Genomic DNA, 12864 nt, shown 5'->3' on the forward strand with positions numbered 1-12864 from the left:
AATTCTCGTGCCTAATGTGCGCGTCTCAGTTCATTAGGTAGTTCCACACACCGAACTAAAATGAGGTAAGCATCACATAAACTTGGATATTTATCTGAGAATCTGCCTACAGCAGCACAAATATCCAACAAAGTCGATATCCACTGCATATTTCTCCAAGACTGTCACACAATTTTAAACCAGTCTTACTTACAATTTGCGGTGCCAGAAAAAACAAGGATAAAGATATGAGACTGTTTAAGCGCTATATCCCCGGTATGATTGCTAAACACGTGAGTCGATTATTCAAGGGAAGAATTTACATCTATGGAATTGGCAAATTTGAATTTGATAACGGCAAATTGATCTTGCCGGATCGTGCCGAAGCCCGTCATTTTCAGGCGGTCAAAGAAATCAACAGCGAAATCATGAAACTGCGCTGTGCCTATGCATAAAATGAATTAAAAAGGGTTGGCCACTGGCCAACCCTTTTACCTTTCTAATGGTTTAATCCGCATACACTGTTCGCTTTGCCAAATCAGGCAAATGGCCTTTTAGTCCCAGGGCACGCTTCATGATCTCATCTTTCGCGCCGGGCAGCTGGCCTGCCAGTTTCATTCCCAGACCACGAATCAGCTTCTTCGCCGGATTGTTCCCGTCAAACAGATCGCGGAATCCCTGCATCGCAGCAATCATCTTCGCCGCTTCGGCTTTGCGCCAGCGCTCGTAGCCACGCAGGTTACGACGCGCACCGATATCTTCTCCCTGACGCCACAGCGCATACACCTCTTGCGCTAAGCTGGCGGCATCCAACAGCCCGAGATTCACGCCCTGCCCTGCTAACGGGTGAATGGTATGCGCCGCGTCACCAACCAGAGCAATACGCTGGGCGATGAAATCACGGGCATAACGCATCTTAAGTGGATACGCTGCCCGCTCGCCACGGACTTCACACAACCCCAAGCGGGCATCGAACTCGGCGGTGAGCACTTTGTTGAATTCACGATCCGACAACGCCATCAAGCGCTCAGCCCGGCTGGGATCGGTTGACCAGACAATCGAGCTAAGATGTTGATCTTGCAAAGGCAAAAATGCCAGAGGCCCATTCGGTGTGAAGATCTGCCGTGCGACACTGTCATGAGTGTCCGCGGTATAAACATTGGCCACGATCGCGCTGTGACCATAATCCCAGTGGGTCAGAGGAATATCCTGTTGATGACGAACCCAAGAATTAGCGCCATCAGCTCCGACCACCAGCTTGGCAGTCAGTGCCTGTCCGTTGTCCAGTGTCAGCCAGGCTTCGCGTTCACTGACGGCCAGAGAGTGACAGGTGGCGGGCATGTATAACGTCACATTGTTCATCTGCTGAACCTGCTCCAGCAGGGCCAACTGAATCACACGGTTTTCAACGATGTGTCCCAGATCCGGCTGCCCCAGCGCATTCGCACTGAATTCGATCCGGGCGAAGCTGTCCTGTTCCCACACTTCCATCGCGGAATACGGCGACAATCGTCGCCGGGTGATACCTTCCCAAACACCCAGATTACGTAAAATAGTTTCACTGGAACGGCTCAGTGCGGACACGCGCACATCGGGCAATTCCGCCAGAGATTCATCCGGAGTCCGACCTTCGATGACCGCTATCCGTAGATCGCTGTCCTTAAATGCGGCAGCCAGAGCTAACCCCACCATACCACCACCCACAATGGCAATATCAACGCTCTGCATCATGTTTTTACCTTAATCCGTCTCCGTTAGCGGTCGACCAGTCCGAGCGTTCGTCTCAGCAAAGGTGCCTTGAGCGCCGGGATATTGTCCATCGCAGCCAGGCCAAGATTGCGTCCCATACGCAATGTCAGCCAATCATTTGAAAATATGTGTACCAGTGACGTCGTCAATTGAATGGTACGGTTCCGATCATCATGGCGACGCTGACTGAACGCCGCCAGCGCGGTGTAGCGTCCGACATCATCAAGCGAGTTCAGCAGTTCTTCAGCCAGGCTGGCGACATCGCGAATGCCCAGGTTGAACCCCTGCCCGGCGATGGGGTGCAAAGTTTGCGCTGCATTACCAACAATAGCAAAGCGGTGACTGATATTAGCCTCCCGGTAACGCAGTAATAGGGGATAACTCGCCCGGCTTCCCACTTTTGAGAATTTCCCCAAACGCCAGCCAAAGTCGCGTTGCAGCTCAGCAAGGAACTGTGTGTCATCCAAAGCCAGAACGCGCTCAGCCTGTTCGGGCGGCATACACCAAACCAACGACATTCGTCCTTCACTCATCGGTAGCAACGCCAATGGCCCATGCTGGGTAAAGCGTTCAAATGCACGCCCCTGATGAGCCTGTTGACACAGCACATTGGCGATCAATGCCACCTGACCAAAATCATGCTCCTGAAGCGGCAGCCCCAACTGCTGGCAACAAGTGGACACCGCGCCATCTGCTGCCACCAGCAGCCGGGTTTTGAGCTGTGTTCCGTCCCGAAGTGACACCAAAGCATGGCTGTCTGTGCGCTTAACATCGGCCACGGCATTCGGACAAAACAGGGTAATTTGCGGACACTGGCTGATTTTTTGCTGGTAGAGACGGCCCACATCCGCCAACTCGACCACATACCCCAGAGCGGCCAATCCCAGCTCTTGGCGATCAATGTCCGTCATACCTGCGTGGCCACGGTCAGACACATGAATGTGTGCAATCGGAGTCACCACCTCAGCAAGCGTCTCCCATAAGGCAAACTGCTTGAGTGTCTCAACCGTACCATGCGACAGCGCAATGGATCGCGAATCGAATCCCGGGTGGGCTTGATGATCGGTGTGAAACGGTTCCACAATCCCAATAGACAGTTGCTGATTACTAAGATGATCCAGTGCAAGCGCCAGAGTCATCCCGGCCATTGCACCGCCAGCAATCACTACATCAAACGGCTTCATCCTGGTACCTGCTTAGTGAATGGTGGGCGTACTCTCAGGCGCCGGCCGGCTACCCAGTTCTGCATGGATGGTCAGTACGCAGGCTTTAATATGTTCGACCACCTGAAGCAGCAGCTGTGCCTGCTCACCTAAATCGTCATCTTCATCAATGCCAAGACGGGCAATCTCTTCCATATCCGCCAGCGCTTCTTTCACATCTGCCGACGCATTTTTCAACCCGGCGTTCACCAGCCCCAGGCCGGAAATAAAATGGTTGACCCAATCGGCAACCCCGTCCGCCAGATCAAACAGGCTGGCGCCTGCATCATCATCTGGCAAAAGCAGTTCCATCTCCAGGCTGGTGCCGGTCATCTCTTGTTTGCTTGCTTCCAGCACAGATTTGGCCACCAACAGCGCACCGCTTGGCCAGCCCATACCATCGTTAGTGTAATCAAACAGCAGCGGCTGCCAACTGTCATCATTTAAACTTAATCCGCCACTGAGCATCCCTGTGAGCAGACCATGCAGTTCCGCTGGGTTGACAGCCAGTCCGGCCGATTGAAGTTCAGTGGCAGCGCCGAGGTAGTCAGGGAGTGTAGTTTTGCTCATGGGAAGCCTAATTGTGACAAATAAAGCTAATCCTATCACTTCGCACCCAGAGCGAAAACGTTGAGTTCCTTAAATGTGGGCAGCTTTTGTGCAAATTGCCCAAATCCTGTGTTGTTAGGCTTTGTTTTGCTCAATGGTCAGTGGAAAAGCTTGAATCTTAAAGGCGCTTTTCCTATAGTTTCCTCCTCGGTGGCGCATATTCCACCGACCCAATAAGGCGCGTAAAGAGTTCATCAAACATGAGTAATCAAGCGGTTGAAATTGAAGTACTGGGCAAACTGACCCGGGTCAATTGTCCTCAGGGACAGGAAGAGTCATTGCTGAGAGCGGCCGATGACCTAAATAACCGTATCCATGAAATGACCTCTCGCACCAAAGTGACCAATGAAGTGCAGTTGTTAACCATTGCCGCACTGAACATTTGTTACGAATTGCAATCTAAGAATGAAGAAGCGCTGGATCGTCAAGCGCTGACAGAGCGGATGGAAAAGCTCTCCATAACACTCGATGAAGTGTTAAATAAAGTGAAGCCAGGACAGCAGTAGCTTTTACCAGACGACCAAATTTACCCTGGAGTGTGCGTCAGCAGGATGTAAGTCCCTGAGCCGATAAGCAATACCTAAGGGTTAGTACTTGGTAGCTATTGAGCAAGCTCGGCCCGTACCGAGAAGCCTACGGTTATCATTGCTGATCCGCCTTGAACCAGCTGGTTCAAGGGCCACAATCCTCAACGGCACTCTGGGGTATCCTATCGATACCAAGAACAATCTCAAGGTAATTGGTATGAACCTTTCAAGGCAGGACTTTCGCCGCCAGATACGCGAAAGACGCAATCAACTTTGCAGTGACACCCAGCGTCTGGCCGGACTCGATCTGGTGAAACAATTTTCTCAATTGCCAGAGTACCAAACCAGCCAGCACATTGCCCTGTATCTCTCCACCGACGGTGAACTGGATACCCGCCCCTTGATCGATGCGCTGTGGGCCGAAGGCAAAGAGACCTACCTGCCTGTCCTGCATCCTTTCTCTCCCGGCCATCTGTTGTTCCTCCGCTATCGCGCTGACAGTCCGATGGTGTTCAACAAATTCGGTATCGCTGAACCGAGACTGGCCCAACAGCACATTCGGCCAGTTCAGCAACTGGATCTGATCTGCACTCCCTTGGTGGGATTCGATTCACGTGGTCACCGACTCGGTATGGGCGGCGGCTATTACGACCGGACGCTTGAAAGCTGGTTTAAAACCGGTCGTGGTCCCCGGCCTGTGGGTCTGGCGCACGACTGCCAGCACGTCGAACAGCTACCGATTGAATCCTGGGATATACCACTGCCCAAAATAGTGACCCCAAGCCGGATCTGGCAATGGGAATCCACCGGCAATGAGGCTATAATCGCGCCGCGATAACACTTTAACTCAAGCATTCAGGAGATGGGCATGACTCAAGATGAAATGAAAAAGGCCGCGGGTTGGGCTGCGCTGAAATATGTTGAAAAAGACAGCATTGTCGGTGTCGGTACCGGTTCTACCGTGAATCACTTCATCGATGCACTGGGCTCAATCAAAGACGACATCCAGGGTGCCGTGTCCAGCTCAGAAGCTTCTACCGAAAAACTCAAAGCACTGGGCATCGAAGTGTACGACTGCAACGATGTGGTCAAACTGGATGTCTATGTGGACGGTGCCGATGAAATCAACCCGGCTCGTGAAATGATCAAAGGGGGTGGTGCAGCGCTGACTCGCGAAAAGATCGTCGCCGCCATTGCCGATAAGTTTATCTGTATCGTTGATGACACCAAAGCCGTGGACGTGCTGGGACAATTCCCGCTTCCTGTGGAAGTCATTCCGATGGCCCGTTCGTACGTGGCCCGTGAATTAGTGAAACTGGGTGGCGATCCGGCGTACCGTGAAGGGGTCATCACCGACAACGGCAACGTGATTCTGGATGTGCACAATATGCAGATCACGCATCCGAAAGACATGGAAGACAAAATCAATGCACTACCAGGGGTCGTGACTGTCGGTTTGTTTGCACACCGCGGCGCAGATGTGGTCATCACCGGCACCCCACAAGGTGCGAAAGTCGAAGACTAAAGCACATGATTTCCGTCATTTGATTACAAACGGCACCATTAGGTGCCGTTTTTTTTACTTTTCTCTAGAAAAAGCATGGCTTATTCCGTAATTTTCTTACCCAAAGTGATTTTTTTTTGTTACTTTAATGTTCAGAAGACGCACAGGGAAAACGTTTGCGTCCCGATAAGATGTGCTCTGAAACCTGAGTTTTAGTCACTTTTATACACTGTGCGCCAGTTAAGCCCCCTTTCCCCATTTAAAGGATGAACATAATGGCCAAAGTTTCGTTGGATAAAGAGAAGATCAAAATCCTCCTGCTGGAGGGTGTGCACCCGTCTGCCGTCGAGGTGCTGCAAGCTGCCGGTTACACCAACATCGAATATCATAAAGGCTCCCTGCCTGAAGACGAGCTGCTGGAAGCTGTCAAAGATGTGCACTTCATCGGCCTGCGTTCCCGTACCAACATTACTCAGCAAGTGATCGACTCGGCAGAAAAACTGGTGGCTATTGGCTGTTTCTGTATCGGTACGAATCAGGTTGATCTGAATGCGGCAGCAAAACGCGGTATCCCCGTCTTCAACGCCCCATTTTCCAACACCCGCAGCGTGGCCGAACTGGTACTCGGTCAGGTTCTGTTGTTGCTGCGCGGCATTCCTGAAAAAAATGCCCTCGCCCATCGTGGGATCTGGAAAAAAAGCGCTGACCACTCCTTTGAAGCGCGCGGCAAGCGCCTGGGTATCATAGGCTACGGCCATATCGGCACCCAACTTGGCATCATCGCTGAAAACCTGGGGATGCGTGTTTATTATTACGACATCGAAAACAAACTGTCGTTAGGCAACGCAACGCAGATCCACACCATGAGCGAACTGCTCAACAAATGTGACGTGATTTCCCTGCACGTACCAGAAACGCCAGAAACCAAAGACATGATGGGCGAAGCTGAATTCGCACGTATGAAACCGGGCGCGATATTTATCAATGCGGCGCGCGGCACGGTCGTGGACATTCCAGCACTGTGTCACGCTCTGGAGTCTGGCCATTTGGCTGGCGCAGCGATCGATGTGTTCCCGGTGGAGCCGAAAACCAACGCCGATCCGTTCGAATCGCCACTGCAAAAATTCGACAACGTGATTCTGACACCGCACGTAGGCGGCTCAACTCAGGAAGCGCAGGAAAACATCGGGGTGGAAGTCGCCGGCAAACTGGCGAAATACTCAGACAACGGCTCTACATTATCGAGCGTCAATTTCCCGGAAGTGTCACTACCAGAACATCGCGGTACGTCGCGTCTGCTGCATATTCACACCAACCGTCCGGGTATCCTGACTCAAATCAACACCATCTTTGCGCAGGACGGCATTAACATCGCAGGTCAGTATCTGCAAACATCGGCAGACATCGGTTATGTGGTGATTGATGTTGAAACCGAACGTTCAGAAGAGGCATTGGCCAAACTAAAAGGCATTGAAGGTACCATCCGTGCACGGATCCTGCACTAAGCTAATGCTCTAACCGTAAAAAGGCCACCTGACGGTGGCTTTTTTGTTGGTCGCGATATGAGTCAGATAAAACACGCTAAGCTTTAAGCGCTCGCTCACCACGGGCAATCCCTACGACACCGCTACGCGCCACTTCAATCACATCGGTAACTTCGGACAATGCGGCAATGAAGGCATCGAGTTTCTCGGCCGTTCCCGCAATTTGAACCGTGTACTGTGAAGCGGTCACATCAACGATCTGACCACGGAATATATCGGCAGTCCGTTTCACTTCCGCCCGGGCGAAACCACTCGCTTTAACTTTCACCAGCAGCAGCTCACGTTCGATGTGCTCCAGCTCCGACACCTCCTGTACTTTCAGTACATCGATCAACTTGTGAAGCTGTTTCTGGATTTGCTCCAACTGCATTTCGTCAGATGTGGTGGTGACGTTCAGACGCGATAACGTTTCATCATCCGTTGGGGATACATTAAGCGATTCGATGTTGTACCCACGCTGAGAGAACAGACCAACGACCCGAGACAGAGCACCCGGCTGGTTTTCCATTAACAGTGAAATTATGTGTCTCATATCAGGTTCTCTCCGTTTTGCTCAGCCACATCTTATCCATACCCTCGCCTTTGATCTGCATCGGATAAACGTGTTCGGTTTCATCCACATTGATGTCGACGAACACCAGACGATCTTTCATCGCCAACGCTTTTTTCAGCCCAGCTTCGAGTTCGTCCGGCGTCGAAATACGGATACCGACGTGACCGTACGCTTCTGCAATCGCAGCAAAGTCCGGTACTGAGTCCATATACGAGTTGGAGTGACGCCCCTGATAAATGATGTCCTGCCATTGCTTGACCATGCCGAGGAAACGGTTGTTAAGGTTGATAATTTTCACCGGAATGTCGTACTGCATCGCGGTTGACAGTTCTTGTATGTTCATCTGGATACTGCCGTCACCTGTCACCACCACAACTTCCTCATCCGGCTTGGCAAATTTAACCCCCAGACCGGCAGGAAAACCAAATCCCATCGTGCCCAGACCGCCGGAGTTGATCCAACGCCGCGGCTTATTGAACGGATAATACAGCGCCGCAAACATCTGGTGCTGACCCACATCAGAAGCCACATAAGCATCACCGTTGGTCAGTCGATGCAGCGTTTCTATCACCTGTTGGGGTTTGATACGCTCAGGAGAAGTTTCATAAGCCAGGCAATTGCGATCACGCCACCCTTGAATATCCTGCCACCAGCTTTGCAGTGCGTCAACATCGTTCGTGCCGCCTTGTTCAACCAGTAGTGTCAGCATGGTGTCCAAGACTTTCTCGGCCGAACCAACGATAGGCAGATCGACCCGCACATTTTTTGAGATGGACGACGGATCTATATCAATGTGCATCACTTTGGCATCCGGGCAGTATTTCTCCAGATTGTTGGTGGTGCGGTCATCAAAGCGCACACCAATGCCGAAGATCAGATCGGCATTGTGCATGGCCATGTTGGCTTGGTAAGTGCCGTGCATCCCCAACATACCCAAAGAGTTATGGTGTGTGCCCGGGAAAGCGCCAAGCCCCATCAAGGTACTGACCACCGGCAGGTTCAATACTTCTGCCAGTTTAAGAATTTGTTCGTCGGCGCCGGAAATTACCGCGCCGCCACCGATGTACAGCACCGGTTTTTTCGCATCCAGGAGCGCTTTTAAAGCCTTTTTGATCTGACCTTTGTGGCCGGATGTCGTCGGGTTGTAGGAGCGCATTTTGATTGTCTCCGGATAGGCATAAGGCAATTTGATCTGCGGACTCATCACATCTTTCGGCAGATCGATCACCACAGGGCCTGGACGACCCGTTGACGCAATATAGAAGGCTTTTTTAATTGTTTCGGGGATATCTTCCGCATTTTTTACCAGGAAGCTGTGCTTCACCACCGGACGGGACACACCGACGATATCGCACTCCTGAAACGCATCGTTGCCGATCAGGTTCGTTGGCACGTTGCCTGAAATCACAATCATCGGCACAGAGTCCATGTAGGCGGTCGCAATGCCGGTAATGGTATTGGTTGCTCCTGGGCCGGAGCAGACTAACACGACGCCTGGTTTGCCTGTTGCACGGGCATAACCATCGGCCATGTGAGTCGCTGCTTGTTCATGGCGAACCAGCACGTGTTTGATTTTGTCAGTTTTTTCATGCAGAGCATCGTAGATATCAAGCACCGAGCCACCTGGGTAACCAAAGATCTGCTCTACGCCCTCTTCGATCAGAGACTGGACGACCATCTCTGCGCCGGACAACATTGCCATATTTTTCTCCTTACCAGCATCCAATCACGCCAGGTCAGCGCCATTGTTCTGGTTTTACATAGTCTAGGTCTTATTCGTAGCCTAATTCGAAATACGTTCACTCTTTCGGCTATGCCTCGTTTCTGTCATAACAAAAACGAGTGAGCTCCCACTGTAGCGTGTAATTCCTGAGCGGTCTAACGTGACAAAAGTCACACCATCAACAACATGCTTAAAAAGAGGAAATTATAAGAAAAGGATGTCACAAAGAAGAAAAAATACGGGAGTTATGATTAACACTTCACCAAAAAAAAGAATAAAATTCCACAACACAACCACCAGACTCACATGCATGAAAGAATAAGAGCCACGCCCAATCTGCAAACAAGCAATAAAAAATCCTCCCACAGCAGTCACGCTGAGCAGGAGGATTTTTTATCTGATTAACCAGCTTGAGTGCAGGTTTTTATCTCTTTTTTGAATTCTCAGTGTACATTTCGTCGATTTCATCCTGATATCGGTCATGGATGACTTTTCGACGCAGTTTCTGCGTCGGGGTCAGTTCACCGTCATCCATTGAGAAGGCTTTCGGCAACAATTTGAATTTTTTCACCTGCTCAAATTTTGCCAGCTCTTGTTGCAGGTCGGCGATGCGCGTTTCGAACATGGCAACAATCTGATGATGTTTGATCAGCTCCATTCGATCATGATACTTAATGTTCAGCTCTTTCGCGTGCTGCTCCAGGCTATCAAAACACGGTACGATCAACGCCGAAACAAACTTGCGCGTATCGGCGATCACGGCAATCTGCTCAATAAAATGGTCTTTGCCTAACGTGCCTTCGATCATTTGCGGGGCAATGTATTTACCACCGGATGTCTTCATCAACTCTTTGATCCGGTCGGTAATAAACAAGTTCCCCTGCTCATCAATCTGCCCAGCATCGCCAGTTTTCAGGAATCCATGCTCGTCAAAGCTTTTTGCCGTTTCTTCCGGCATTTTGTAGTAACCGCGCATGACCATAGGTCCGCGGACTAAAATCTCATTATTGTCACCGATTTTCACCTGCGCGCCCGGCATCGCCATGCCGATGGAGTCAGGGTTAAAACAACGATCGTCCCAACAGGAGACGGTCGCTGTGGTTTCGGTCATACCGTAACCAAGTTTGACGTTGATGCCCATTGCATGGAAAAAGCGCCCGATGGTCTCATCCAGTTTGGCCCCCCCACACGGCATGAAATTAATTCGTCCGCCGAGCAGATCGCGCAGTTTAGACAGCACCAGTTTATCCGCCAGCTGGTAAGATTTTTTCAGCAACAGAGACGGTTGGCGATTCTGTTGCTGACAGAGAGACATTTTGGCCCCCATGTTGACCGCCCAGGTGAACAGTACTTTACGGAGAAAGGGCGCTCGCGCGACTTTTTCGTGAATCGCAGAGAAGATTTTCTCGTAAAAACGGGGAACCGCACACATCACAGTCGGACGAACTTCACTTAGAGCGTCACGCACCTGCATAGTGTCTTGCAGATAACAGTTGGTTGCCCCTTTGTACAATACGTAAAACGTCCAGGCGCGCTCAAAAACGTGTGACAAAGGCAGAAAACACAGTGATACGTCCTCCTGAGTGAGACTCAGACGCAGATCATGCCCTTCCAACTGGGCGCCAATGTTCGCGTAGTCGAGCATCACCCCTTTGGGCTGGCCGGTGGTACCAGAGGTATAAATCAGCGTGAGTAAGTCATCCATACACGCCTGCTCCAGGCGTTGTTCCAACTCAGCTTGCTCGCTCTGTTCGCCCTGTGCCATAAAGCGTTCCCAGCTCAGCGCTTGCGGGCAATCTCTCAATTCGACATCATCCGACATGGCCACGATCAGTTCCAGCTGCGGACATTGCTCCAGGAGATTTAATGCCGCATCGTATTGCGCCTGTTCACCGACAAACAGTATACGGGCATCGGCATTGTCAACGATGTACGCGGACTGCGCCGCCGTATTGGTCGGGTATATGGGTACCGGCACCGCGCGAACTTGCAACGCGGCCAAATCAGCAATGGTCCAGCGCGACATGTTGTTGGAGAAAATCGCCACTTTGTCCTGTACCGCGATGCCCTGTGCCAGCAGCGCGCGTGACAACTGATCGATTTCGATCCCCAGTTGTGTCCAGCTGATGCCCTGCCATACAGCGCCGTCTTTCTGCTTCAGAGCAATGCGTGCGCCACCCTGAGCAATCTGAGCGCGAATACGTTTAACAATGTGAAAATCTAAATTGGCCATGCTTTGTACCTTTGGCTTACACCTGTAAGCTTTTTTTGAGCGCACAAGTGTACAATCAAGGCCAGAAAAGGCAACTGACAGACGTCAAAGTTAGCCACCTAAATAGTAAAAAACCTTGAACGAAGAGCTCCGTTCAAGGTTTTTACCGTCAGTTTGGTGCCAAAATTGCCTTACGACAATGCCACCACTTCGCCACAGATCATCATCAGTTGATCGCGCATCCAGATATGACCTTTGTCTTTTTCACTGGATTCATGCCAGCTCAGATATCCGCTGATATTGGCGTTCTCAAACGGCAACGCCAACATCTGCAACTGGTCTTTGTTGGCGGCATTTTCCACCATCCAGCGTGGCGCGATCGTTACCAGTTCAGACTGCCCAACAACGTACAGCACATTACTTAAACTGGTGCCCTCGTAATAAGGCTGACAATCCATTTCACGGTATGCCTGCTCGGAAAAACTGCGTTGACCGTGAATCTTCGACAATTTGGCGTGTTTCTCTGCACGCAGTTGTTCTGCGCTCACCTCTCCCTGAACACGAGGGTGCGCTTTGGCGGCAACGACCACCAGCTCGTCCTGAAAAATCTCAGTGCTGGAGAAGCCTTGATCATCAAAACGGGCGTAATCAATAACAAAATCAATTTCCTGATAACGCATACGTTCGGCCAGCTTACGGTCGAACTCTGCATCCAGATGCAGTTGCACATTCGGTGCCTGTTCATGCACGGAAGTCATGATCTTAGGTGCAAAGCGCATGTCACAAGGGCTGCAAATCGCCAGTTTGAACAGACGAGTTGACGTTTCAGGAGAAAAAATCGAGCTTGGCAGCTCATTGCGGATCAGCTGTAATGCCTGACGAATCGGACCAAACAGCTGGCGAGCGCGTTGTGTGGGTTGAATACCACGTCCCTGACGCATGAACAATTCATCATTAAACATCACTTTCAGACGAGCAACCGCGTTACTGACCGCTGGCTGAGACATGCCCAGATTGTGCGCGGCGCGAGTGATGTTTTGTTCCTGCATCACGGCATCGAATACCGTCAACAGGTTAAGGTCTACCCCACGTAATGTGCTTTCCATTCGGTAGCTAGCAATAGCGCTCATTGCATCTTTTTTTTGTAACATTGATTACGCCTCTTAATGGTCGTCGATAGCTCTAGGTTTGTTTTGGGTTGGAATAGATAACCTGTCGTTTTTATATTTATCGCCCCGATAAGAGCGGAGCGACACTTACTA

Annotated in this window: 12 protein-coding genes and 1 other RNA gene; 6 read left to right on the forward strand and 7 right to left on the reverse strand. The window is 51.0% G+C overall.

The window, feature by feature from the left end:
* Positions 1-227 precede the first annotated feature (227 nt).
* On the forward strand, positions 228-434 hold the full coding sequence (locus CAG65_RS07530; protein WP_021706903.1) for a DUF1107 domain-containing protein: 207 nt from the start codon (positions 228-230) through the stop codon (positions 432-434).
* Between the two features lie 52 nt (positions 435-486).
* Here the strand turns inward: CAG65_RS07530 and CAG65_RS07535 are convergent, their stop codons facing one another.
* From CAG65_RS07535 to CAG65_RS07545, 3 genes are read right to left on the reverse strand one after another with little or no spacing between them, the layout of a single operon-like run.
* Positions 487-1710, reverse strand: coding sequence for an FAD-dependent 2-octaprenylphenol hydroxylase (locus tag CAG65_RS07535; RefSeq protein WP_021706902.1), 1224 nt, complete (start codon positions 1708-1710; stop codon positions 487-489).
* A gap of 23 nt (positions 1711-1733) precedes the next feature.
* Positions 1734-2912 carry a 2-octaprenyl-6-methoxyphenyl hydroxylase gene (gene ubiH, locus CAG65_RS07540; RefSeq protein ID WP_161453184.1) on the reverse strand — a complete coding sequence of 393 codons (1179 nt, stop codon included), beginning with the start codon at positions 2910-2912 and terminating at the stop codon, positions 1734-1736.
* Positions 2913-2924: 12 nt separating this feature from the next.
* Complete coding sequence (locus CAG65_RS07545; RefSeq protein WP_021706900.1) at positions 2925-3500, reverse strand: YecA/YgfB family protein; 576 nt, start codon at positions 3498-3500, stop codon at positions 2925-2927.
* A gap of 239 nt (positions 3501-3739) precedes the next feature.
* On the opposite strand from CAG65_RS07545, the gene zapA reads away from it, so the two are divergent.
* The 5 genes from zapA (at position 3740) to serA (ending at position 7075) form a co-directional block, all read left to right on the forward strand.
* Positions 3740-4045, forward strand: a complete 306-nt coding sequence (gene zapA / locus CAG65_RS07550; protein WP_021706899.1) for a cell division protein ZapA — start codon at positions 3740-3742, stop codon at positions 4043-4045.
* A gap of 19 nt (positions 4046-4064) precedes the next feature.
* A non-coding RNA gene (ssrS, locus tag CAG65_RS07555) (6S RNA) lies at positions 4065-4249 on the forward strand.
* 34 nt (positions 4250-4283) lie between these two features.
* On the forward strand, positions 4284-4904 hold the full coding sequence (locus CAG65_RS07560; protein ID WP_161453186.1) for a 5-formyltetrahydrofolate cyclo-ligase: 621 nt from the start codon (positions 4284-4286) through the stop codon (positions 4902-4904).
* A 30-nt stretch (positions 4905-4934) separates the two neighbouring features.
* Positions 4935-5591: a ribose-5-phosphate isomerase RpiA gene (rpiA, locus tag CAG65_RS07565; protein WP_021706897.1), complete on the forward strand. Its 657-nt coding sequence runs from the start codon at positions 4935-4937 to the stop codon at positions 5589-5591.
* Positions 5592-5845: 254 nt separating this feature from the next.
* Positions 5846-7075, forward strand: a complete 1230-nt coding sequence (gene serA / locus CAG65_RS07570) for a phosphoglycerate dehydrogenase (protein ID WP_021706896.1) — start codon at positions 5846-5848, stop codon at positions 7073-7075.
* Between the two features lie 76 nt (positions 7076-7151).
* Here the strand turns inward: serA and ilvN are convergent, their stop codons facing one another.
* The 4 genes from ilvN to leuO form a co-directional block, all read right to left on the reverse strand.
* Positions 7152-7646: an acetolactate synthase small subunit gene (gene ilvN, locus CAG65_RS07575; protein ID WP_021706895.1), complete on the reverse strand. Its 495-nt coding sequence runs from the start codon at positions 7644-7646 to the stop codon at positions 7152-7154.
* A gap of 1 nt (position 7647) precedes the next feature.
* A complete protein-coding gene (locus CAG65_RS07580) occupies positions 7648-9369 on the reverse strand; it encodes an acetolactate synthase 3 large subunit (RefSeq protein ID WP_161453187.1) in 1722 nt (573 codons plus the stop codon).
* 445 nt (positions 9370-9814) lie between these two features.
* Positions 9815-11623 (reverse strand): AMP-dependent synthetase/ligase, encoded by a 1809-nt coding sequence (locus CAG65_RS07585; protein WP_161453188.1) that lies wholly within the window; start codon positions 11621-11623, stop codon positions 9815-9817.
* A gap of 170 nt (positions 11624-11793) precedes the next feature.
* The gene (leuO, locus tag CAG65_RS07590) at positions 11794-12753 is read right to left on the reverse strand and encodes a transcriptional regulator LeuO (RefSeq protein WP_021706892.1); all 960 of its coding nucleotides are present in this window, start codon (positions 12751-12753) and stop codon (positions 11794-11796) included.
* Positions 12754-12864 lie beyond the last annotated feature (111 nt).

Source organism: Vibrio sp. V39_P1S14PM300 (genome assembly GCF_009904765.1).
GTDB classification, from domain to species: domain Bacteria; phylum Pseudomonadota; class Gammaproteobacteria; order Enterobacterales; family Vibrionaceae; genus Vibrio; species Vibrio proteolyticus.